This window comes from Alloiococcus sp. CFN-8, from assembly GCF_049943125.1.
Lineage (GTDB): Bacteria > Bacillota > Clostridia > Clostridiales > Clostridiaceae > JAEXZL01.
Genome location: NZ_CP188040.1, coordinates 3,486,390 through 3,510,831, shown reverse-complemented (window position 1 = coordinate 3,510,831; position 24,442 = coordinate 3,486,390). Strand labels below are relative to the sequence as shown.

Sequence of the window (24,442 nt, the reverse complement as noted above, 5' to 3'; positions counted from 1 at the left end):
TATTTACTAAAGTAAAGAATATTAACAATTGTTATAATATTTTAAATACTTGTCAATTACATATAATAACATAATTACAACAATATTTCAACAGCTTTTTGTTTTTCGACAGCTAATGATTTTAAAAATGTCATAAAATAATTATTTATCGCTTACAATGTTTTTGCACTCATCATTTGAACACTGATAGTATTCTCCTTTAGCCTTGCTATATTTAGAGTACATCATTGATCCACATTTATCACATTTTTTATTAGTAGGTTGATACCAGCTCACAAATTTACATTCTGGATAATTTGAACAACCAAAAAACTTCTTACCCTTTTTACTTCTTTTTACAAGAACATTTCCTCCACAATCAGGGCACTTAGCATCTATTTCTTCCACAATAGGTTTTGTGTTTTTACATTCTGGATAACCAGGACACGCAAGAAAGTCACCATATCTACCATGCTTAATGACCATAAGCTTTCCGCATTTGTCGCAAGGTACATCGGAAACCTTATCCTCTATTGTAACCTTCGATACTTCCTTTTCTGCTACAGTTAAGGATTCTTTTAAAGGCTTGAAGAATATATCTACCACATCAGTCCATTTTTCTTTACCTTCTTCAATATCATCCAGCTTATTTTCCATTTCTGCCGTGAATTCTACATCCGCTATCTGTTTAAAATAATCTTCCATTATATTGTTGACTATTTCTCCAAGCTCTGTAGAGATTAAGCTCTTCTTTTCCCTTTTTACATATTTTCTATCCAATAAGGTTGAAATAGTAGGAACATAGGTACTTGGACGCCCTATACCTTTTTCTTCCATAAGCTTTACAAAACTAGCTTCAGTAAAACGTGCTGGAGGTTGAGTAAAGTGTTGACTTTTATTGATAGATAGCTTTTCTAGGCTATCCCTTTCCTCTAGCTGTGGAAACTTAGAGTTTTCTTCTTCATCATCGTTTATATATTCATATACCGCCATGAAGCCATCAAACTTCACGGAAGAACCAGAAGCTCTAAAGAGGTAATCACCATTTTTAATATCTACCGTGGTGGTGTCAATTAATGCTGAGCTCATTTGACTAGCAGTAAACCTGTTCCATATAAGGGTATATAACTTATATTGGTCTGGGGTTAAGGTTTCCTTAGCAATCGGTGGAGTAATATCAATGTTTGAAGGTCTAATTGCTTCATGAGCATCTTGAATATTCTTTTTACTCTTATATTGCCTAGGTTTTTCAGGAATATACATAGAACCATATTTTCTTTCAATATAATTAGATGCCATATTTTGAGCTTCATCTGAAATTCTTACAGAATCAGTTCTCATATAGGTTATAAGACCCACTGTTCCATGGCCTTTAACCTCTACACCTTCGTAGAGCTGTTGTGCTACAGACATAGTTTTTTTAGTTGAAAAGTTTAACCTTCTATAAGCATCTTGCTGCAGAGTACTTGTAGTGAAGGGAGGTAATGGATTTCTAGTTTTAGTAGAGTATTTAATATTATCTACTGTAAAATTACCTCCTTGAAGTGCTTGGGTAATTTTTTCTGCCTCTTCTTCTGAAGAAATCTCTATTTTTTTATCATTATGGCTGTGTAGCTTAACTGTAAATTTACTTTTATCCTTTTTTAGGGTGCACTCAATAGTCCAGTACTCTTTTGGCTCAAAAGCATTAATTTCTTTCTCTCTATCACAGATGAGCTTTAAGGCAGCAGACTGAACTCTGCCTGCACTTAGGCCCCATTTTACATTCTTCCATAGAATAGGACTAATTTCATAGCCAACTAATCTATCAACGATTCTTCTTGCCTGTTGTGCATCTACTAAATTATTATTTATCACTCTTGCATTTTTTATAGAGTTCTTAACTGCAGTTTTTGTAATTTCGTTAAATTCTATTCTGCATTTTTCATTTTCATCTAACCCAAGGACCTTAGATAAATGCCATGATATTGCCTCACCTTCACGATCGGGGTCTGTAGCTAGATAAATTTGATCACTTTTTTTTGCTGCTTTTCTTAGTTTGGCTAAAAGCTCTCCCTTTCCTCGGATAGTTATATATTTGGGAGCATAGTTATTTTCAGTGTCAACTGCTAATTGACTTTTAGGAAGATCCCTCACATGTCCCATAGAGGCTTCTACTATATAATTTTTACCCAAATATTTTCTTATGGTTTTTGCCTTAGCTGGAGATTCAACTATAACTAATTTTTGACTCATAAATTTCTCCGTCGTAGACGGAGTTCACCCCCTTATTATCTAAGCCATCTATATCTAGTTTATTATTCTTGCATAAAAGCTTCCTGATAAGTTTATAATTTCTTCCTTTAGTTGCATTTCAAATAATATACTATAAAGAACGTCTATGTCAATACAGGTATGTGCTAGAATTTCATCAATGTGGACAGGTTTATTTGAAATTATCTTTAAAATTGTTTCCTCTAAGTGGCTATGATTAGTAGGTTTCTTCAAAGATTTTTCCTTATTATTCCACTTGTGGTGAAAATCTAAAATATTTTGAAAACTTTCTAGGCCTAGATATATGTGAGCTCCTTCGTTGATTAATTTGTTGCAGCCTCTGCTGTTTTTCATAGTTAGAGCCCCAGGAACAGCAAATACATCCTTGCCCTGGTCAGCACCTAACCTTCCTGTTATACAGCTGCCACTGTCTTCTGAAGCTTCAACAACAATTATGATATCAGACAAACCGCTAATTATCCTGTTTCTAATGGGGAAGTTGTAAGAAAAAGGTTTAGTTCCTAAGGGGAATTCACTAATTAATACCCCCTCCTCTGATATTTTCTTTAGTAATTTTTCATTAACTGATGGATAAAGTATATTTATACCAGAACCTAAAACTGCCGCAGTGAAGCCATTTAGATTCAAGGTTTCCCTGTGAGCAATAGTATCTATTCCCATTGCACCACCGCTGATAATATTAATTCCTAGGGCTATTAGCTCCTTTATGATGCTTTTGCATATTTCAGCGCCATAGGGTGTGCAGTTTCTTGAACCCACTACAGCTGCACTCATACTATCGATTCTATTAATATCGCCCTTATAAAATAGGATATACGGTCTGTCTAATCCTAAATTTAATAGGTTTTTATTATAATTAATATTCTCACAGGTTATAAACTTGATGTTTTCTTTTCCCATGTATTCTATTGTTCGTTTAATATCATCACCTTGCCACGTGCTTAATAGCTTATTTCTTAGCTTTGGATATGATGAAAAATATTTTTCATTACTAAGTAATTCATCTAATAATCTTTTTGCAGTTCCGAATTCCTCTATAAGCCTTATTTTATGTATATTTTGAATTGGACATAAGCCTAGCCACAGCTCTTCAATTTCCATATAGCCTCCTATATATTCTAGATAACCTTATTTTCAATAAATTTTCGATAACTGATAGCTTCGATTATATCTATCTTATCAATAGACTTTTTATTTTTTAAATCACCTAAGGTTCTTGATACTTTTAGAATTTTATCATAGGCTCGAGCACTTAATTTATTGTCGTTATAGACTTTTTTTAATAATGCCTGCCCTTCATTAGTAACATTACAGAACTCCTGTATATGAGCATGATTCATTTCACCATTTGTAGTAATTGTGGTTCCTTGGAATCTTTTTTTCTGTATTTCTCTTGCCTTGATTATTCTTTCTCTCATTACCTTGGAGGCATCTGTAGAATGTGAGCCAGTCAAATCTTCATATACCACAGGCTTAACATAAGAAAATATATCTAATCTGTCCATGAGTGGACCAGAAAGTTTTTTTAAATATTTACTTATTTCTAGTTGACTGCAGGTGCACCTTTCCTCAGATTCTAGTATATTGTAGTACCCGCAGGGACATGGATTCATAGCAGCAACTAGCATAAAGTTTGCTGGATATACAACATTACCGCTTATTCTTGAAATACTTACTATTTTATCTTCTATTGGTTGTCGTAATGCTTCAATAGCTTCTCTTTTGAACTCTAAAAGCTCATCTAAAAATAATACGCCTTTATGTGCTAGAGTTACCTCTCCAGCTCTTAGGTCATATCCGCCCCCTATAATAGAATAAAGAGATGAGCTGTTATGAGGGCTTCTAAAGGGTCTATCTGTAATTAACTTTACTTTAGTATTTAATTTTCCTGATACACTATAAATCCGTGTTAGCTCAATTGATTCTTCATAGCTTAGAGGAGGAAGGATAGATGGGATTCTTTTAGCCAGCATCGTCTTACCTACTCCAGGTGGCCCATACAAAGCAATGTTATGACCGCCAGCACAGGCTACCTCCAATGCTCTTTTAGTACTGTTCTGACCGTGGATGTCGGAAAAGTCAAAAGCTAACATAGAATCTTCCTGTGAAAAGTAATGTTTCTTATACGGTAAACTATCTTTGTAATGAAAAAAATCTACACATTGGTTTAGATTATTAAAGCTAAAAATTTTTGCTTGTTGAATTAAAGCACACTCTTCTTTATTTTCATCGGGTACAACTATATTAAAATTATCGGTCTTTACACTCTCCATTGTTAATGCTAATGCGCCTCTAACACCTCTTAATTCTCCATTTAAGGACAACTCTCCAAAAAGAACAAAATCGTTAATGCTGTTTATATCAATAATGTTCACTGAAGCTAATATTCCAATAGCAATGGGAAGGTCAAAAAGGGAGCCTACTTTTTTTATATTTGCTGGTGAAAGGTTAATAGTTATTCTACCTAGTGGAAATTCGAAGCCTGAATTTATAATGGCTGATCTAACCCTTTCCTTAGCTTCTCTTACTGCAGTATCCACTAGCCCTACGATATTAAATGAGGGGATACCTTTTGTAATATCTACTTCAACTTTTATTAAATATGATGTCATTTCATTTAAAGCCACACTGGATATCTCTATAGCCATAATCATCACCTCTAGCTAATAAGTATTACCACTTATAATGTTTTTATAATTAACTCTTATATTTCTGGCAATAATTAAAATGTAGGTTTACTCTAACTATGATAGTAGTAGAGGGAATGATAAAAATACAAATAAAAATCTAAAATAAGTTGGAGGTAAAATGAAGGGATATAATAAGGCTATAGGAAATTATGGAGAAGATCTAGCTATCAGCTACTTGAAAGAAAAGAAATACCATGTATTGATTCATAGCTTTAAATGCAAGCAAGGAGAGGTTGACATTATCGCTAAAACTCATGATATAATATGCTTTATTGAAGTAAAGAGTAGGTTTAGTAGACTCTATGGTGCACCAATGGAGTCTATAACCTACTCAAAAAGAAACAGAATTATAAATACAGCTAAATATTATCTATATATCAACAATATAAAGAACTGTAATGTTAGATTTGATGTTATGGAGCTATTGCTTAATAATACTAATAACTGCTGCAAAATCAACCATATAATAGATGCTTTTAGATAAAATCATTCAAGAATTTTTTTCAAGAAGGACATTCTATGAATCTTTGTAGGACCATATTCCTTTAGGGCATTTAGATGTTTAGTGCTTCCATATCCTACATTATGGGAAAAACCATAATTGGGGTATAATTCGTGATATTCCTTCATTAGATTATCTCTATAAACCTTAGCAACTATAGAAGCACAGGCTATGGCTGCACTTTTAGCATCACCCTTTATAATTGCTATATTATCTCCTGGATAATCTTTTATTTTATAGCCATCAGATAATACAAGTTGTGGCTTCATGGATAATCCATGAACTGCATCTAGGAATATTTTATTGTTACAATAACCTATACCCTTTTCATCGATTTCATTGTTTGAACAGAAAGCAATAGAATAAGAAATAGCACGTTTTTTTATCTCTTCTGCCAGTTCTTCTCTTTTTCTTTCAGCTATTGCTTTTGAATCGTTTATGTATAATATAATATCTTCAAGAGAGGAATAATCTAATATTACAGCTGCTGCTACAATAGGTCCTGCTAAAGGCCCTCGACCTACTTCGTCTACTCCTGCTACAATATTCCCTTTAGCTAGAGCTCTATCAAATTCATAAAGAGCTTTAACCCTCTTAACTTCACCGATGAAGGCTTCTTTATTTTTAACAAGATATCTTTCCAAGCTTTGAACATTTTTTCTATTATCCTCTCTTAAAATGGTGCAGAGGTCGAAAAATTCTTCATCGCTTATCTTTGAAATATCTAGGGATCTAATCATTGTATTAATGTCTTTGAAGTTTGAATTTGTTATTTCATTTTTAGTCATTATTATTATCTTCATCTCCTGGTGATTCTAATGAGATTGTTCCGATTTTTCCCCCACGAAATTCATCAAGAAGTATAGCTGCTATTCTATTATAATCAATAGAATTTTTGCTGGCTATACAGCCTCTTTTTCTAGCTATATTATCCAAATTCTCTAGAGGATCAACTTCTAAATTATCTAGTTTATATCTATCCATTAGCTCCTTAGGATAAGTAATTTGTAGCTTCTCAACTAGCTTCAGCGCTAATTCTTCTGTATCCATAATTTCGTCCTTTATTGCTCCTGTAAAAGCTAGGTTAAGTGCGGTATCATCGTCAAATTTTGGCCATAATATCCCAGGGGTATCCAATAGCTCAATACCAAGCTTTGTCTTTATCCATTGTTTATTTTTTGTTACTCCTGGCCTATCTCCAACCTTAGCAATAGTGTTTTTAGCCATTTTATTTATAAAGGATGATTTTCCTACATTTGGAATTCCCACTACCATGGCCCTGATAGTCATATTTACTATTCCTTTATTCTTCATTCTCTCTAGCTTTTCACTTAATAGCTCATTTAATGCCGGCTTAATATCCTTTAGACCATCATTATTAAGGCTGTTAACTGCAAGAGCTCTAGTATTTCCTTTATTTAAATAGCTGAGCCATTCTTTAGTTGTTTTATTCTCTGCTAAATCCTTCTTATTTAATAAAATAATACGTGGCTTATTTCCTATAAGCTGTTCTATTTCAGGATTAGAGCTGGAAGCTGGAATTCTAGCGTCCCTTATTTCAATTACAGCATCTACAAGCTTAAGATTTTCCTTTATTTCTCTTCTAGTTTTTACCATGTGACCAGGAAACCAATTGATTGCCATATAATATCACATCCTTAAATTTTTTGTTATAAAAATAAAAATGGGACTAAATAGCCCCATTTTATTATCGCTTAGTGATAAGTTCTTTAACCTTAGCAGCCTTACCAACTCTATCTCTAAGATAGAATAGCTTAGCTCTTCTAACCTTACCTCTTCTAGTGATTTCAATTTTATCGATGATAGGTGAGTTAATTGGGAAGGTTCTTTCTACTCCAGTCCCATAGGCTACTCTTCTAACAGTAAAAGTTTCTCTTATGCCACCGTTTTGTTTCTTAAGAACGGTTCCTTCAAACATCTGGATTCTTTCTCTGTTATTTTCTTTAATCTTAACGTATACCTTAATAGTATCACCAACGTTAAATTGAGGTAAATCATTTCTTAACTGCTCTTGCTCGATAGATCTTAAAATATCGTTCATGTGCTTTCCCTCCTTAGTGATGAATTTAACGTTCATGTCATTATGAATGATAGAGGAACGTCCGTACTAGCACAAATGGTATTTTATCATATTAGCTAGCGTTTATCAACATATTTATTCGTTTTCTGGATATTTTTTTAATATCTTTTTATCCTCTTTAGTTAATTCGTAGGAGTTGAATAAATCAGGTCTTTTCTCTTTAGTTATATGAAGAGATTTAGCTTTTCTCCATTGTCTTATTCTTTCGTGATTACCGGAAAGCAATACCTCTGGAACTTTTTTATTATCATACTCTGGAGGTCTTGTATACTGAGGATATTCCAGTAATCCATTATAAAACGATTCCTCTTCGTAGCAATCAGAAGTTGAAAGAACGCCAGGAAGAAGCCTACATATACTATCTACAATAGGTATGCAAGCCATTTCTCCTCCAGTAAGTACGAAATCCCCTAAGGATATCTCTTCATCAACATAATCATATATTCTCTCATCTATGCCTTCATAATGACCGCATAGAAATATTAAGTCGGCTTCCTTTGAAAGCTCTTTAGCTTTGTCTTGAGTGAATCTAACCCCTCTAGGGCCTAGAAATATTACTTTTCCATTATTAGCTTCTTTTGCAGCTTTTATACAATCTACTATAGGCTGAGGAGTCATGACCATACCGTATCCCCCGCCATAAGGATAATCATCAACCTTTTTATGCTTATTAAGAGAATAATCCCGAATATTTAATATTTCAAGGTTAATAAGATTATTTTTTATACCTCTACCAATGATGCTATGATTAAACAGCTGAAACATCTCTGGAAATAAGGTTAATATACTAATCTTCATCCATCCATTCACCTACCGGTCTAATTATAACCTTTTTATCTTCAATTAAGATATCTGTAACGAAGTCCTTCATAGCAGGCACGAGAACCTCCCTAGGGCCTTCTTTTATCCAATATACATCATTACTTCCAGTTTTAATAACTTCAAAGATCTTCCCTATGTACTCATTGTTAGTATCGTATACGGAGCATCCTTTTAAGTCTGCAATAAAATATGTATCTTTAGGAAGTCTTACAGCATCTTCTCTTTTTACGCTTATATATTTATTGCGCAGCTTTTCTACAGCTTCTATTGTATCTACACCCTCGAGCTTCAAAATAACCCTATCATTTTGAAGCTTGCACCAGCTTACAGGATACTCATTTCCATCAATCAATACATATTTTAACTTTCTAAACCTTCTGCTATCATCTGTTAAAGGTAGAATTTTCGCTTCACCTTTTACGCCATGAGGCTTTAATATTTGACCAACTGCTAATGTTTCAAGCAATGTAATCACCACCTATATTAATAAAAGAGCTAGGAAGCCTAACTCTTTTACTTTAGATTATTTCTACTACTACTCTTTTATTTTCTTTTATAGCAGCTGCTTTTATAACAGTTCTGATAGCCTTAGCTATTCTTCCCTGTTTGCCTATAACCTTGCCCATATCTTCCTGAGCAACCTTAAGCTCAAGGATTATTGATTGTTCACCAACAATCTCTTTAACTTCAACTGCTTCTGGGTTATCTACTAGTGATTTAGCAATTATTTGTACTAATTCTTTCATATTTGCTTCTACTAATATATATTAGTAGAATTCACCTCCCCAAAACTACTTGTTTATACCAGCTTTGTCAAATAGCCTTTTAACAACATCAGTAGGTTGAGCACCGTTTTTAACCCATTTAGCTGCTTTCTCTTCGTCAATTTTGATTACTGCAGGCTCTGTTATAGGATTGTAGTAACCAATTTCTTCGATGAATCTACCATCTCTTGGGCTTCTGGAATCTGCAACAACAACTCTATAAAAAGGAGCTTTCTTTGCACCCATTCTTCTTAATCTTATCTTAACTGCCATCTTATTTTCACCTCCTTCAAAGGATAAATCATTTATTTAAAAAGGAAATTTCCCAAATAAACCTTTTTTATTATTCTTCTGCATGGATTTCATTTGCTTAGTCATCTTTTTCATGTTTTCGAAATCCTTGAGAAGCTTATTGACTTGTTGAATTGACATGCCTGAACCAGCAGCAATTCTTTTCTTTCTGCTTGGCGAGCCAGAAATCAATGATGGGCTTCTTCTTTCTTTAGCTGTCATAGATTGTATGATAGCTTCTACCTTTTTCATTTCTTTTTCTTGCTGAGAAAGATCAACACCCTCCAGCTGTTTAGTGTTTACACCAGGAACCATTTCTAGCAGCTTAGTTATTGGCCCAAGCTTCTTCATCTGATTCATGGCAGAAAGAAAGTCATCGAAATTAAATTCTTGATTCAACATACGGGAGCCTAATTCTTTAGCTTCCTTCTCATCTATAGATGATTGAGCTTTTTCAATAAGAGATAAAATATCACCCATGCCAAGAATTCTAGAAGCCATTCTATCAGGATGGAATATCTCTATATCACTCATTTTTTCACCAAGACCCACGAACTTAATAGGCTTGCCTGTTACCTCTCTAATTGATAGAGCTGCACCACCTCTTGTATCGCCGTCTAGCTTAGTGAGAACAACACCTGTAACATCCAATCTATCGTTAAAGCTCTGTGAAACATTAACTGCATCCTGTCCTGTCATGGAATCTACAACAAGTAATATCTCTTTTGGATTAACAGCAGCTTTTATTCCTTCAAGCTCTTCCATTAAGGCTTCATCAATATGAAGTCTACCTGCAGTATCAATGATTACAACATTATAAGAATTATCTTTAGCATGCTTTAAAGCTGCTTTTGCAATGTCTATTGGGCTAATATTATCACCCATAGAAAAGACTGGTATATCTATTTGTTTAGCTACCACTTCTAGCTGCTTGATTGCTGCGGGTCTATAAATATCTCCCGCAACCAATAAAGGTTTTTTGTTTTTCTTTCTTAAGTATAAGGCAAGCTTTCCACACATTGTGGTTTTACCTGCTCCTTGAAGACCTGCCATCATTATTACAGTTATCCCGGAGTCGGAATAGTTTAACTTGCTTTCAGCTCCTCCCATTAGCGCTGTAAGCTCATCATTGACGATCTTTATAACGCTTTGAGCAGGAGTAAGAGAATTTAAAACCTCTGTACCGGTACATTTTTCCGTAACACGATTAATAAAGCTTTTAACTACTTTAAAGTTTACATCTGCTTCTAACAGAGCAAGCTTTACTTCTCTCATGGCTTCTTTAATATCTTTTTCAGATAGCTTACCTTTACCTTTTAACTTTTTAATGGTGTCTTGAAGCTTTGACGCCAATCCTTCAAAAGCCATGGTAATCCTCCTAATCAAATATCATTTAAAATATTTTTAATCTGCAAAATTGTTTCCTTGCAGTCAGTATTCTTATTCTCTAGCTCATTTAATAACAGCATAATATCTTTTTTCTTATTAGCTATTTCCAGGTCATTTTTCATAAGAGCTAATTTACCTTCATAGTTTTCCAGCTGATTATAGCATCTTTTTATCAGGTCGTATATTGCTTGCCTGCTAGTGTTATTAATCTCAGCTATTTCTGATAAGGATAAGTCATCATTATAATATAGGTTCATTATAGCTCTTTGCTTCTCAGTCAAAAGCTCTCCATAATAATCTAGTAGTATTGATAACTCTATTCTATCTAACATATTATCACCTATCCCTAAAAGATATTATCAGATATTATCCCCTCTGTCAAGGGATTTTACTTAACACTTAAAATAATGCATCAGCAAAGGCTTTTGAATCAAATTTTTGCAGGTCATCTACTCCTTCACCAACCCCAATATATTTAACAGGAATATTTAGAGTGGATTTTATTGAAATCACCACACCACCTTTAGCAGTGCCATCTAATTTAGTAAGTATGATACCATCAATGGGACATACATCCATAAACTGTTTTGCTTGAATTATAGCATTTTGACCAGTAGTACCATCAAGCACTAATAAGGTTTCTTTTTTTGCTTCTGAAAATTCTCTATCAATAATTTTATTTATTTTTGATAGCTCATTCATAAGATTTTTTTTATTATGGAGTCTACCTGCGGTATCGCAGATTAATATATCTGCCTTCCTTGCCTTAGCTGCCTGTATGGCATCATATACAACCGCTGCAGGATCAGATCCTTCTTGATGCTTAACCAGCTGCACACCAGCCCTATCGCCCCATATCTCCAGCTGGTCTATGGCTGCAGCTCTAAAAGTATCTCCAGCGGCTAAGATTACTTTTTTTCCTTCATTTTTATATCTAAAAGCAATCTTACCTATGGATGTTGTTTTTCCCACTCCGTTAACTCCAATAATTAAGCTTACCTTAGGAAAAGAATCTTCCTCCTCTAGAGCATTTTCATCCATCATTTCTCTTATTACTTCTTTTAAACATGGCATGAGTGCTTCAGGATCAGAGATTTTTTCCTGTCTAATCTTATCCTTTAGCTTTTCAATGATATTCTCTGTTGTTTCCATACCAATATCAGAGGTGATTAGTATTTCCTCCAGCTCTTCGTATAAATCCTCGTCTATAGTTATGGCAAGCTTGAAGAGCTCATTAACCTTATCTGTTAGATTGTTTCTTGTCTTGCTAAGCCCTGACTTTAGTTTATCAAAAAAATTATTCAGCATTTTATCCTCCTTAATTTCTGGTAAAGTCTAGAGAAACAATTTTTGATATACCCTTTTCTTCCATGGTAATTCCATACATTATATCACTGGCTTCCATGGTACCTTTTCTGTGTGTAATAACGATAAATTGAACATTCTCAGAAAAACTTTTCATAAAATCAGCATACCTATACACATTTGAATCGTCTAATGCAGCTTCTATTTCATCTAGAATACAGAAGGGAGTAGGCTTCATTTTTAATATAGCAAATAGTAATGCAATAGCAGATAAGACCTTTTCTCCACCGGACATTAAATTTATGTTTTGAAGCTTTTTACCAGGAGGCTGAACATTTATTTCAATATTAGCTGATAATTCATCACCTGGGGATAAAATTAAATCTGCACTTCCTCCTTTAAATAATTCCTTAAAGGTATTATTAAAGTTTTCTCTCAGTATCTTGAAGTTTTCAACAAAGAGCTTTCTCATTTTATTAGTCATTTCACTTATAACATCTTCAAGCTCAGCTTTTGCTTTTAATAAATCCTGCTGCTGTTCAGACATAAAGGTATATTTTTGAGAAACCTCTTTATATTCTTCTATCGCCCCTACATTTACATTACCAAGTTTTGCTATCTCGTCTTTAAGATATTTGATCCTTTTCTTAATCCCTTCAACATCAGACACTTCCCTTGCCAGCTCTTGAGCTTCTGCCAAGGTTAATTCCATTTCATCATTTAGTTTTCTGATTGAATTTTCACTTTCTAGGGTATATCTGGTTTTAGTTAAATCGTATTTATGAAGCTGATCTTCAAGGTTTTTAAAAATTAAATTTTTATCTTCCAAGGAGGCTTCTAGTTTTTTTACCTCGTTTTTGATCTCTAATCTCAAAGCCTCATAAGCGATAAATTCTTTTTCCATCTTGCTGATTAAACCTTTTAGTTTATCAACCTCATTCTTATTTTCAGAAATACTATTATTATAATCGGTAATAAGATTCTTTGATAACTCTATTTCCTCTTTAAGCTTTCTTACCTTAACACCAATAGATGATATTTCACTATCCACTCTCTCTAATTCATTAGTATTAGTAAGAACTTTTTCGTCAATCTTTGCTTTATTTATTCTAACATCAGTTATTTGCTGTTTAAGATCACTTAATTCAACTCGAATCTCATTTAATTCTGCATCAAGATTATTGATAGAAGTTCTATTATCTTTCTCGTCCTTTGAGCATGCTTCTATATTATCTTCTAAATCCTTGATGGAAGATACAAGTTTAATTATTTCTTCTTCTACTGTAAGGATTTCTTTATCAGAGACCTTAATAAAATCACTGTTTCTTTTAATTTCTCCTTCTACAGCTAAAATCTTTTCAGATAGCTTAGTAATATCTATACTTTTGCTGTGAATTAAGTCTCTTGTTTCTAAAATCAGCTCATCCAACTGATTATAAGAGTTTTTTGCACTATTAAGTTCCTTGGATAATGTGTGGATTTTTTCTGTAGAAGCCTTTAATTCTGTAGAAATATCTTCAAGCTCACGCTTTCTACTAATAATGCTAGTGTTTTTATGAAAGGTACTACCACCAGTTAAGGCTCCCCCTACATTTACCACCTCTCCTTGAAGAGTTATTATCCTGAAGGAATGGTTACTTTTCTTACCAACCTCTAATGCGCTGTTCATATCCTGACAAATTACTGTCTTTCCCAGAACATATTGTATTGCATTATTGTATTTTAAATCATAAGTTAAAAGATCACTGGCGATTCCAATATAACCAGGTATGCTTGTTATATTATCTGGAGGAGATATCTTCCTACCATTTATGATGGTTAATGGAAGAAATGTTGCTCTACCAAGATTTTTTTCTTTCAAATAATTGATTAAATCTCTAGCTATGTTTTCATTTATTGTAATAACATCAGAAATAGCTCCTCCTAAAGCAATTTCAACAGCTATCTCATATTTTTTATCAACAGTTATAACATCACCTAGAAGCACAAAGGAATCCTTATTGACTCTACAGTAGCCTTTTTCGCAGTGAGTAAATAGATTTTTTACAGATTTGGTATATCCCTCATACTGTTTTTCTAAATTTGTAAGCACAGATAGGTTAGCTTCTAAACTAGTTTGTTTTCTATTTTCAACTCTCAGCTTTCCTTCTATTTCTTCAATTTCTACAGAATTCTCTTTTAAGCTTCTTCGTAAACTGAATATTTTATTTTGAAGCTCATCTATTTCCTTTTGAACCTTACTCTGAGCCTCTCTTAGCCCGTCTATAGTTGTTAGGTTAATAGCTGAAATGGAGCGATAGCTTTCGCTCTGTTCCTTAAGATCCTTCAAGTAACTTTCTTTATTTCCAATCTCACTTTCAAGAAGAGATTTTTGTTTTGAAAGCTCGGAGCTTTTTCTAAGATATTCAATAGCTTCTGTACGAAGAGTTTCTGACAGCTTTTCCTTTTCTGATAGAATGTTACTTCTTATAAATAGTATCTCTTCTTCAGATTTTAAGGTATTCTTAATTTCTTCCTGTGTTTTGATACTTTCTTGTAGGCTTAAAGAAAGGTTTTCTTTTCGATTTAATTGTATTTTTTCCTCTTCAAAAAGCTCCAAAAGGGTTTTTGAAGTCTTTTCAATATTTTCTTTAGAAAAAGAAATCTTTTCATTCAATATATTAATTTGATGTTCCAATTCTTGAATTAAAGACTTATTGTTATAATATTCTTTTTTTGTTTCGTTATTTATATTTTCATGGTTTTCTAGTTTTATATTCTCTTGGGACAACAAATCTCTAATATTACTTCTTGAGGCTTCTAGCTCATCTAGTTCACTTTTTATTCTATAGATATTAGAATTTTCTATTTCTATGGATTTCTGAAGCTTATTGATTGTATCTACAACGTAGGAAACCTCTTGGATAGAAAGATCATTGGAAAGCTCCACAAAACGTTTTGCTTTCTCACTGTCAATTCTTAATGGCTCTAACCTTTCTTCATAGGTTAAAAGAATATCCTTTATTCTAGTAAGGTTTTGCTCTGTATTTTGTAGTTTTTTTTCTGCTTCGTCTTTACGTGTTTTATATTTTACTATTCCAGCAGCTTCTTCTAATAGCTTACGCCTTTCTTCTGGCTTTCCGCTTAATATTGCATCGATTTTACCCTGACCAATAATGGAATAGCCTTCCTTTCCTATACCCGTATCCATAAATAATTCTTGTATGTCCTTTAAACGACAGTTTGTATTATTAATAAGATACTCACTATCACCAGAGCGAAATATTCTCCTGGTAATGACTACATCATTATAATCAATTGGTAGCTCACCTTTTGAATTATCAAGGGTTAGGGATACTTGTGCAAGTCCAACGGGTTTTCTGTATTGAGTACCGGCAAAAATTACATCCTCCATTTTACCACCACGAAGGCTTTTAGCACTTTGTTCGCCTAAGACCCATCTCACAGCATCAGAAATATTGCTTTTACCGCTACCATTAGGTCCTACTACTGCTGTAACACCTTTTTTAAAGTTTAATTCTGTTTTATCAGCGAAAGATTTAAATCCCCTTAATTCAATAGATTTTAAAAACATTCCCCACTCCCCAATCTAGTTAAAAAGCACCATAGGTATAAGACCAATTAAAAATACAACAAGTAAAAAATATACAATAGCTTTTGCTAATTTTTCTCTCTTACCTACTCTCATTAATATCACCTCATTTTCTCTATTAAGTTTATATTATTATTGTTTAAATATCAATATTAGCTAAAAAGAAAGGCCCTAGAGTATCCTCTAGGACCGTTATAACCATGCTTATTATCTAGGTTCAACAATAAACTTAATAGCTGTTCTCTCTTCTCCTTCTATAATTATTTCAGAGAAAGCTGGAATAACTACTAAATCTATTCCATTAGGAGCTACAAAGCCACGAGTAATTGCTATAGCTTTAACTGCTTGATTAACTGCTCCTGCACCTACGGCTTGTACTTCAGCAGAAAGATTTTCTCTTAAAACTGCTGCTAAAGCACCTGCTACTGATTTTGGTTGAGATTGTGCTGATACCTTTAATATTTCCATATTCAATCCTCCTATAAGTAACTAAATAATGCAAACCTTTTGTAAATAATTACACTTATAGGTATAGTATTCTATATTAAATTTATTTTTCCTCTATTACAAAATATTATAATTTAGACATAATACGATAATTATTCTATATTGTTTCAATTAATATCATATAATGCCTCAAACTAATAGAAGTATATGTATATATATGTAAATTAATGTAAAATTAAAACTAAAATTTATTTAACTAATGTAATATTTTATTCATAGGATTACTTTTTAAAGGTACAATGTTTCGAATAAGCTTATTAGCAACAAAATCCGTATAATCTTTTAAAGATAGTCTAAGGGTACTACCTTTACAATCAAGGAATATTTCTCCTATAGGTACTTCATTATCTATTTTTACCTTTAGAGTTATTTCTTTAATTTCATTTTTTAGCTCATTGAAGTAATTTTTCTTATTCGCATAGAGCCTTGATATATATCTATTATTTATTCGAAGCTCATAATCACCTGTTTTATTCTTAAGGTTATATAGTAGCATATCCTTTATTAAGCTTGATTCTACTAGTTCTCTAAAGGAAGGATGGAAAGGACCGTCTACAATATCTCCATTGACATTTATATTATCCGTAGCCTGCAGTCCTATTCTAATAACTGCTACTCCTTTGGAGCTATACAGAGAGTATATATCCTTGCAGATATCCACCGCCTCTTCTAATGAATAAGGTTTATATATTCCCCTTTTATACATAACCTCCATAGGAGTATTTTTTATTACTAAAGCTGGATATATTCTGCAAATATCAGGACTTAAGGATAAACTCTCAATGGCAGTTTCTATATCCTTTTTTCGGTTATCACCGGGAAGACCTAACATTATTTGATGGCCTAGAATAAAACCAAATTCCTTAATAAGCTTAGATGCTTTATAGACATCTTCTTTCTTATGTCCCCTTCCCGAGGCAAATAATACAATTTCATCAAGGGATTGGACTCCAAGTTCTATAATATCTACCTTAAATTTTTTCAGATGATTTAATATATCCTCATCTATATAATCAGGTCTGGTAGACATTCTTATATAATCTATCTTTCCAGCATCTTTATATCTCGCGGCGACAGCTAACAGCTCCTTCTGCTTTTCCATAGGAATTGCAGTGAATGTTCCTCCAAAGAAAGATACTTCTATAGTACTATTATCAGGATTAATAGTTGATAGGTGCTCCTCAATTATGGATATGGCCTTTACTTCATCCATATTCTCTTCACTAGTGGCTATCTTTCTTTGGTTGCAAAAAACACAGTCATGAGGACAGCCGAGATGAGGAACGAAAATTGGTATGATATAGTGGCGCTTATTCATTATAATCCTCCAAATTTGATAATGCTCTTTTTGCAGCATTTTGTTCTGCTTCCTTTTTACTATAGCCTGTTCCCTCTCCCATAGTTTTATTCTCTATTAATACCGTTGTATAGAATTTTCTTCTATGTGGTGGTCCTTCGTATTTAATGAGATTATATTTTATATTTATATCTCCCTTCTTCTGCAGTGTTTCTTGTAGCTTTGTTTTATAATCCAATACTATTTCATTATTTATAGCTTTTGTAATAATCTCTGTAAAAAATCTCAAGATAAATTCTTTGGCTTCGTCTATGCCTTTATCCAAGTAAATTGCAGCTATTATAGCTTCCATACAATCTGCCAACAAAGATACTCTTTCTCTTCCACCGGTGATTTCTTCACCTTTACTCATCCTGATGTATAATCCAAGATTTAGAACCTTAGCTATTTCGTACAAAGAACTTTCGCAAACTATTAAAGATCTTAGCTTTGTAAGTTCTCCCTCTGGTTTATCTGTAAACTTATTAAATAGATATTCAGTAATCGTCAGCTGTAATACTGAATCACCTAAAAATTCTAATCGCTCATTAAAACGAATATTTTTGTATTGATTAGCAAAAGAGCTGTGTGTAATAGCTGTAATAAGAAGACTTTTATTATTAAAATCTACTGAAAGCTTTCTTTCTAATGCATAAATATTATTATCCAATATGTAAATTCAACCCCCAATAAGTCTATTCTTCAAGCTACTTAAAAGTAGATTCAAGAATAAGCTTTATAATGTAATTAAAGCCCCGTATAAACGGGACTTTTTTTATTCCTCTGTATGATTTCTTATATAATCCACTACATCTCCAACAGTAACTATACCTTCAGCATCTTCATCAGGAATCTCTAAATCAAATTCATCTTCTAGAGCCATTATTAACTCTACTATATCCAAAGAATCAGCACTTAAATCTTCAGCAAAAGAAGAATCTAAGCTAATTGTATCTTCATCAATACTTAACTTATCAGCTATAATAGCTTTAACCTTATCAACAACCATCAGTTTCACCTCCTACACTTATATTTAGATAATATTACATAAGGCAATTACTCGTCAATATATTATATCTTATTTAGTATAAAAAGAATTATTACTCTTTGGTGGAAACATAAAAATTAATTTGATTGTTTCGTAGTGGATTCAGCTGCTACAGCTATATTCATTTTATTAATTAAATCATTGTCATAGAACTTCTTAGCTTGCCTCAGAGCATTCTTAATGGCTCTTCCGTCAGAGCTTCCGTGTGCTTTTATAGTCACTCCTTTAATACCGAGAAGAGGTGCTCCGCCATGCTCTTTATAATCGAATTTTTTCTTAAGCTTTGAAAATGCTGGTTTTAATAATAAGGCCCCAATTTTAGTTCCAATAGTAGACATCATCTCTTGTTTAATCAAAGCGAATAGATTAGAAGAAACCCCTTCATACATTTTTAGCACTGTATTACCTACAAAGCCATCGCAGACAAATACCTGCACATCTCCTTTAGGTATATCTCTTGGCTCTACATTCCCAACAAAATTAATATCAGCATCCTTTAAGAGTTCATAAGAAGCCTTAGTAAGCTCATTACCTTTTTCAGCTTCAGCGCCTATATTTATTAATCCTATCTTTGGATTCCTAACCTTAAGAACATTCTCAAAGTAAGTTTTACCCATAACAGCAAACTGAACAAGATTAACAGGCTTACAATCAACATTTGCCCCTGAATCCAAAACTAAAAAGTTACCATTTGCTCCAGGCATTAATGGTGCTAATGCAGGTCTATCTACACCCTTTATTCTGCCTATAATAAGCAGTGCAGCAGCTAATATAGCTCCAGTACTTCCAGCTGAAATTACAGCATCGGCTTTGCCTTCTTTGACCATAGTAACGGCTTTTACTAAAGATGAATTCTTTTTTCTCCTAACAGCCATTACTGGAGATTCATCATTACTAATAATATCTTCTGCTGGTTCTATTATAAGCCTACTTTTATCGTAAGTATATTTAGACAATTCTTTAGATAATAGCTCTTCTTTACCTGTAACAATAATAGTAGTATCAGTATTCTCTTTTAAATACTCTATGCACCCTTCTATTACAGCCTGTGGCGCATTATCTCCTCCCATACCATCAACGGCAATTCTCATGTGGACTCACCTCTATTAATTATTATTTTATATAAAAGAAAAGAAAGTCATAAGACTTTCTTTATTGTTCAGATGCAACAATTTCTTTACCTTTGTAATAACCACAACTCTTGCAAACTCTGTGAGCAAGCTTCATCTCATGACATTGTGGACACTCAACGATACCTGGAGCGCTTAATTTAAAAGTTTGAGCTCTTCTTGAATCTCTTCTAGCTTTAGAGAATCTTCTAGCTGGATTTCCCATTATCTACACCTCCTTATCAGATAAAAACAAGTCTTTAAGTTTTGCCATCCTGATGTCGACATCATTTTTTGAGCATTTACATTGCTCATGATTTAGATTTACTCCACAGTTTTGGCATAGCCCTTTACAGCTATCCCCACATAATTTCTTAATTGGAAGTGAAACTATAATGTTATCCTTGATAACCTTAAGTAAATCAATGTAATCTTCAGTTATGATAGTAACATCAGTATTTTCTTGCTTAGTATCCTGAGAATACTCCTCAAATATATTAATAGTAATATCTGAGTTATATCTATCTAAGCACCTTGTACAAGTTAACTCTAGAGTAGTAGATGCTTCCATATCTATTACTACCAGGTTATCTTTTACAGATACTTTACCTTTAGCCTTTATAGGTGATAAAAATTTTATTTCTTCACTGTTATAAAGGAAGGAATCGCTCTGAAAAATTTCATCAATGTTCTTAGTGAAATTTTTACGTTTAAGTAATTCTTTGATATCTAATTTCATTTGATTAGCTCTGTTGTTCTAATAATACTTACAATAATAAATATTATATAGTTAAGAGCTTTTCTCACTCCTTGCAAGTAAAATTACTTTACAAACACAATTTATTATATAGAGAGGATACATAAAAGTCAAGAAAATTGTTGGTTATTACCTATTATAACGATTATATATTCCTCATATGAAACTTACATACGTTTTAAAAATTTATAATACCACAAAATTAAATATAAAACCATAAAAGCTGGTAGTATAATTAATATTAGAAAGACTGTGCTAAGTGATATTTGCACAGCCTTATTTTATTTTAAATTATTTTACTAAAGCTACGGTATCCTTAGCAATCATCATTTCTTCGTCTGTAGGTATAGTATATACCTTAACCTTTGATGATTCAGTACTTATCTCAGTAAGCTTTCCTCTAACCTTATTCTTGGCAGCATCAAAATCAACACCTAAGAATTCTAAACCGCTGCAAACAGCTTCTCTAGTTTCTGGAGAATTTTCTCCTAGGCCAGCGGTAAAGACTATACAGTCTACCCCACCCATTGCTGCAGCATATGAACCAATATATTGTTTTACTCTATAATTAAAGAGTGTAAGAGCAAGTTCTGCTCTCTTATTACCTTCTGCAGCAGCATTTTCAATATCTCTAAAATCGCTGCTAACACCAGAAATACCTAATACACCTGATTTCTTATTTAATATATTTTCAACTTCTTCTACAGTAATCTTTAATTCTTTGCATAAAAATGAAACTATAGCTGGATCTAAATCACCACATCTTGTTCCCATAGCTAGACCTTCTAATGGTGTGAAGCCCATGCTAGTGTCTACAGAAATCCCGTTCTTTATAGCTGTAACACTTGAACCATTTCCTAGATGGCAGGTAATGATTTTTAAATCTTCAATGTTTTTTCCCATAGCTTCAGCTGCTTTAGCAGAAACATATTTATGAGAGGTACCGTGGAAGCCGTATTTTCTCACTCCATAGTCTTTATAATATTCATAAGGTAAGGCGTATATATAAGCCTCCTCTGGCATAGTCTGATGGAATGCAGTATCAAATACAGCTACCATTGGAGTTTCAGGCATAAGCTCTTTACATGCATTGATTCCTATAATATTTGGAGGGTTATGTAATGGTGCGAGCTTTACGCAATCTTCTAAGGACTTCATTACCTCTTCATCTATTATAACGGATTGGGCATATTTTTCTCCGCCATGAACAACTCTGTGACCAACAGCAGATATTTCATCCATGGAACCTATAACGCCATTGGTTTTATCCACAAGTGCCGCTAATACTAATTTTATAGCATCCTTATGATCTTTCATTGGCTGCTCTATTACATATTTGTCTCTTCCTTCAACCTTTTGTGTAAGTATAGAGCCTTCTATTCCTATTCTTTCAACTAATCCTTTAGCTAGGACGCTTTCATTTTGCATATCAATAAGCTGATATTTTAATGATGAGCTTCCACAGTTTATTACTAGTACCTTCATTTTATACTCTCCTTTTGATTTATAATTCTGAGCCCTAAATATTAGTGCATATTTTGAGCCTGCAATGCTGTTATAGCTACTACATTAACTATATCCTCCACAGAGCAGCCTCTTGATAAGTCATTTATTGGCTTAGCAAAGCCCTGGCAAACTGGACCGATAGCTTCAGCATTGGCAAATCTTTGTACTAATTTATAGCCAATATTACCAGCCTGTAAGTCAGGGAAAATTAAAACATTAGCTTTTCCTGCAACAGGACTGTGTGGAGCCTTTTGACTTGCAACCTTTGGTACTATTGCAGCATCTAACTGCAATTCTCCATCTATATTTAAATCTGGTCTTTGAGTCTTGGCAAGCTCTGTTGCGGTTCTTACTTTTTCAACTAATTCATGGTCAGCACTTCCCATTGTTGAAAAGGAAAGCATAGCTACATTGGCTTCCATATTAAATAGCTTTTTAGCTGTTTCTGCTGTAGCTATAGAAATTGAAGCTAACTGTTCCGCTGTTGGGTTTGGATTAACAGCACAGTCTGAGAATAATAGCATTCCTTCATCTCCGTACTGAGAACCAGGTATAAGCATTATAAAGAAGCTTGATACCACAGATACTCCTGGGGCGGTTTTAATAATTTGAAGACCAGGTCTTAGTAGATCTCCAGTAGTATGGATTGCACCAGATACTAATCCATCAGCATCTCCAACCTTAACCATCATTGTAGCAAAGTATAGAGGATCTCTAACTATCTTATCAGCCTTTTCAATGGTCATGCCTTTATTTTTTCTAAGTTCATAAAAGCCATTAACATATGTCTCTAATTTATCTGATTTCTCAGGATCAACAATTTCAATACCTTCTAAATTAACTTTTAGATTTTGGGCATTTGTTTTTATTATATCTTCGTTACCTACCAATATAACATTAGCCAGACCTAGCTTTGTTATTTCTTGAGAAGCTAATAGGTTTCTTTCCTCTTCTCCTTCAGGAAGCACGATTCTTTTTTTATCACTTTTAGCAGCTTCCCAAATTTTTTTCATAAGCTCCATATTCTAAGCTCCTTTCACGAACAAATATTTACATATATAAATATACAACTTTTATTATACACATTTCAACAACAAAAGCATAGAAGCAAAAAAATACTTTAATTATTTTGTGTATAGGTTATAATTCAAATAAAAGCGATTAATAAGAATATACTTTAACACACCAATGGAGGTATGTCATGAAAACTAGCGCCATAATAAGTGAGTATAATCCTCTTCATTTAGGTCATTTGCATCATATTGAGTACACAAAAAAAGAAACAGGCTGCGATGCTTTAATTTGTATAATGAGCGGGAGCTTTACACAAAGAGGCGTACCTGCAATTATTGATAAATGGACTCGTGCTGAGATGGCAATCAAGTCAGGGATAGATCTAGTGATTGAACTTCCAGTTATCTACTCCGTAGCTTCTGCAGAATTTTTCTCTAGAGGAGCTGTAGAAATATTAGACAAATTAAACATTATTAATTTTTTATCCTTCGGATCTGAAAGTGGTGATATAGAACTTATTAGAACCATAGGAGAAATATTAGCTGAAGAACCAGAGGCTTATACAAAGAACTTAAAAGATAATTTAAAATCAGGTCTGCCTGTTACCCAAGCTAGAACTAATGCATTGAAAGAATATATGAAGGATAAAAGCATATATAAAGGATCTATAGAAACCTTTCTTAATTCTTCAAATAATATTTTAGCTTTAGAATACTGCAAAGCCTTAATAAAGCTAAATAGTAATATTAAACCCATTACTCTGAAAAGACTTGGTGATAGCTATAATACTACGGTTCCTAAATCTGCTTTTACCAGTGCAACAGCACTTAGAAATATTATAAGCTCAGGAGCCTTTGGTGAAATAAAAAAATATGTATCTGAAGATGTAAATAAGACTATTATTTCCTTACTTGAAAATGAATATACTTTTGCTTTTAGTGAAGCTATGTTTCCTTATTTAAAATATAAGCTTTTCACAGACCCTCACTTAAAAGGTATCCCTGATGCAGGAGAAGGATTAGATAATAAGCTTTACAAAGGAGCGTTAAAATCTAACTGCTTAGAGGAACTAATAATGCATGGAAAAAGTAAAAGATATACCTATACAAGGATTAGCAGAATACTATGTCAATACTTTCTAGGCTTTGAAGAATATCCAGTTGAATTATTGAGGAAGGAAAGTCCAGAATATTGTAGAGTTCTTGCATTTAATGACATAGGGAGAGAGCTGTTAAAGGAAATAAAGAAAAAAACAGAATTAAATATTATCACTAAGCTCCCCAAAAATCCTTCTCCTATGCTTGAGTTAGATATTAAAAGTACAAAGGCTTATTCTATTTTAAACCCTAGAATTAAACCTAATGAAGATTATTTTAGAAGTCCAAGTTATTTAAAGGCTTTTTAAATATCCAGGTGATAATTTATTTTCATATTAAATATAAATAAGTATGAATTA

At 33.0% G+C, this 24,442-nt stretch carries 25 protein-coding genes; 2 read left to right on the top strand and 23 right to left on the bottom strand.

The window, feature by feature from the left end; genetic code table 11:
• Positions 1-141: 141 nt before the first annotated feature.
• From topA to ACPWSR_RS16510, 3 genes are read right to left on the bottom strand one after another with little or no spacing between them, the layout of a single operon-like run.
• The gene (topA, locus tag ACPWSR_RS16520; RefSeq protein WP_426349325.1) at positions 142-2,214 is read right to left on the bottom strand and encodes a type I DNA topoisomerase; all 2,073 of its coding nucleotides are present in this window, start codon (positions 2,212-2,214) and stop codon (positions 142-144) included.
• A 54-nt stretch (positions 2,215-2,268) separates the two neighbouring features.
• Positions 2,269-3,354, bottom strand: coding sequence for a DNA-processing protein DprA (dprA, locus tag ACPWSR_RS16515; RefSeq protein ID WP_426349324.1), 1,086 nt, complete (start codon positions 3,352-3,354; stop codon positions 2,269-2,271).
• A 17-nt stretch (positions 3,355-3,371) separates the two neighbouring features.
• A complete protein-coding gene (locus tag ACPWSR_RS16510) occupies positions 3,372-4,901 on the bottom strand; it encodes a YifB family Mg chelatase-like AAA ATPase (protein WP_426349323.1) in 1,530 nt (509 codons plus the stop codon).
• 160 nt (positions 4,902-5,061) lie between these two features.
• Between ACPWSR_RS16510 and ACPWSR_RS16505 the strand changes: the two genes are divergently transcribed.
• Positions 5,062-5,427: a YraN family protein gene (locus ACPWSR_RS16505; protein WP_426349322.1), complete on the top strand. Its 366-nt coding sequence runs from the start codon at positions 5,062-5,064 to the stop codon at positions 5,425-5,427.
• A gap of 2 nt (positions 5,428-5,429) precedes the next feature.
• Here ACPWSR_RS16505 and ACPWSR_RS16500 read toward each other — a convergent pair whose 3' ends face one another.
• From ACPWSR_RS16500 to pta, 20 genes are all read right to left on the bottom strand, one after another.
• Positions 5,430-6,248: a ribonuclease HII gene (locus ACPWSR_RS16500; RefSeq protein WP_426349321.1), complete on the bottom strand. Its 819-nt coding sequence runs from the start codon at positions 6,246-6,248 to the stop codon at positions 5,430-5,432.
• Positions 6,226-7,089 carry a ribosome biogenesis GTPase YlqF gene (gene ylqF / locus ACPWSR_RS16495; protein ID WP_426349320.1) on the bottom strand — a complete coding sequence of 288 codons (864 nt, stop codon included), beginning with the start codon at positions 7,087-7,089 and terminating at the stop codon, positions 6,226-6,228. The genes ACPWSR_RS16500 and ylqF overlap by 23 nt, the downstream gene beginning before the upstream one ends.
• A 64-nt stretch (positions 7,090-7,153) precedes the next feature.
• Complete coding sequence (rplS, locus tag ACPWSR_RS16490; protein WP_426349319.1) at positions 7,154-7,507, bottom strand: 50S ribosomal protein L19; 354 nt, start codon at positions 7,505-7,507, stop codon at positions 7,154-7,156.
• A gap of 114 nt (positions 7,508-7,621) precedes the next feature.
• Positions 7,622-8,344: a tRNA (guanosine(37)-N1)-methyltransferase TrmD gene (gene trmD / locus ACPWSR_RS16485; protein WP_426349318.1), complete on the bottom strand. Its 723-nt coding sequence runs from the start codon at positions 8,342-8,344 to the stop codon at positions 7,622-7,624.
• Positions 8,334-8,834 carry a ribosome maturation factor RimM gene (gene rimM / locus ACPWSR_RS16480; RefSeq protein WP_426349317.1) on the bottom strand — a complete coding sequence of 167 codons (501 nt, stop codon included), beginning with the start codon at positions 8,832-8,834 and terminating at the stop codon, positions 8,334-8,336. Before rimM ends, trmD begins: the two co-directional genes overlap by 11 nt.
• A 52-nt stretch (positions 8,835-8,886) precedes the next feature.
• Entirely contained in the window at positions 8,887-9,114 is a 228-nt protein-coding gene (locus ACPWSR_RS16475) for a KH domain-containing protein (protein WP_426349316.1), read from the bottom strand.
• Between the two features lie 45 nt (positions 9,115-9,159).
• Entirely contained in the window at positions 9,160-9,405 is a 246-nt protein-coding gene (rpsP, locus tag ACPWSR_RS16470) for a 30S ribosomal protein S16 (RefSeq protein ID WP_426349315.1), read from the bottom strand.
• Positions 9,406-9,441: 36 nt separating this feature from the next.
• Entirely contained in the window at positions 9,442-10,791 is a 1,350-nt protein-coding gene (gene ffh, locus ACPWSR_RS16465; protein ID WP_426349314.1) for a signal recognition particle protein, read from the bottom strand.
• Between the two features lie 14 nt (positions 10,792-10,805).
• Positions 10,806-11,144 (bottom strand): putative DNA-binding protein, encoded by a 339-nt coding sequence (locus tag ACPWSR_RS16460; RefSeq protein ID WP_426349313.1) that lies wholly within the window; start codon positions 11,142-11,144, stop codon positions 10,806-10,808.
• A 67-nt stretch (positions 11,145-11,211) separates the two neighbouring features.
• On the bottom strand, positions 11,212-12,120 hold the full coding sequence (gene ftsY, locus ACPWSR_RS16455; protein ID WP_426349312.1) for a signal recognition particle-docking protein FtsY: 909 nt from the start codon (positions 12,118-12,120) through the stop codon (positions 11,212-11,214).
• Between the two features lie 10 nt (positions 12,121-12,130).
• On the bottom strand, positions 12,131-15,691 hold the full coding sequence (gene smc, locus ACPWSR_RS16450) for a chromosome segregation protein SMC (RefSeq protein ID WP_426349311.1): 3,561 nt from the start codon (positions 15,689-15,691) through the stop codon (positions 12,131-12,133).
• A 225-nt stretch (positions 15,692-15,916) separates the two neighbouring features.
• Positions 15,917-16,177, bottom strand: coding sequence for a stage V sporulation protein S (locus tag ACPWSR_RS16445; protein ID WP_426349310.1), 261 nt, complete (start codon positions 16,175-16,177; stop codon positions 15,917-15,919).
• A 235-nt stretch (positions 16,178-16,412) separates the two neighbouring features.
• Complete coding sequence (locus tag ACPWSR_RS16440; protein WP_426349309.1) at positions 16,413-17,534, bottom strand: elongator complex protein 3; 1,122 nt, start codon at positions 17,532-17,534, stop codon at positions 16,413-16,415.
• On the bottom strand, positions 17,527-18,222 hold the full coding sequence (rnc, locus tag ACPWSR_RS16435) for a ribonuclease III (protein WP_426349308.1): 696 nt from the start codon (positions 18,220-18,222) through the stop codon (positions 17,527-17,529). The genes ACPWSR_RS16440 and rnc overlap by 8 nt, the downstream gene beginning before the upstream one ends.
• Positions 18,223-18,327: 105 nt before the next feature.
• Positions 18,328-18,561, bottom strand: coding sequence for an acyl carrier protein (gene acpP / locus ACPWSR_RS16430; protein WP_426349307.1), 234 nt, complete (start codon positions 18,559-18,561; stop codon positions 18,328-18,330).
• A gap of 116 nt (positions 18,562-18,677) precedes the next feature.
• Positions 18,678-19,691, bottom strand: a complete 1,014-nt coding sequence (gene plsX / locus ACPWSR_RS16425; RefSeq protein WP_426349306.1) for a phosphate acyltransferase PlsX — start codon at positions 19,689-19,691, stop codon at positions 18,678-18,680.
• Positions 19,692-19,752: 61 nt separating this feature from the next.
• Positions 19,753-19,935 (bottom strand): 50S ribosomal protein L32, encoded by a 183-nt coding sequence (gene rpmF / locus ACPWSR_RS16420; protein WP_426349305.1) that lies wholly within the window; start codon positions 19,933-19,935, stop codon positions 19,753-19,755.
• A gap of 3 nt (positions 19,936-19,938) precedes the next feature.
• Positions 19,939-20,448, bottom strand: coding sequence for a YceD family protein (locus ACPWSR_RS16415; RefSeq protein ID WP_426349304.1), 510 nt, complete (start codon positions 20,446-20,448; stop codon positions 19,939-19,941).
• A gap of 309 nt (positions 20,449-20,757) precedes the next feature.
• The gene (locus tag ACPWSR_RS16410; protein ID WP_426349303.1) at positions 20,758-21,951 is read right to left on the bottom strand and encodes an acetate/propionate family kinase; all 1,194 of its coding nucleotides are present in this window, start codon (positions 21,949-21,951) and stop codon (positions 20,758-20,760) included.
• Between the two features lie 41 nt (positions 21,952-21,992).
• The gene (gene pta, locus ACPWSR_RS16405; protein ID WP_426349302.1) at positions 21,993-22,994 is read right to left on the bottom strand and encodes a phosphate acetyltransferase; all 1,002 of its coding nucleotides are present in this window, start codon (positions 22,992-22,994) and stop codon (positions 21,993-21,995) included.
• Positions 22,995-23,173: 179 nt separating this feature from the next.
• Between pta and ACPWSR_RS16400 the strand changes: the two genes are divergently transcribed.
• Entirely contained in the window at positions 23,174-24,391 is a 1,218-nt protein-coding gene (locus ACPWSR_RS16400) for a nucleotidyltransferase (RefSeq protein ID WP_426349301.1), read from the top strand.
• The last annotated feature ends 51 nt before the right edge of the window (positions 24,392-24,442 follow it).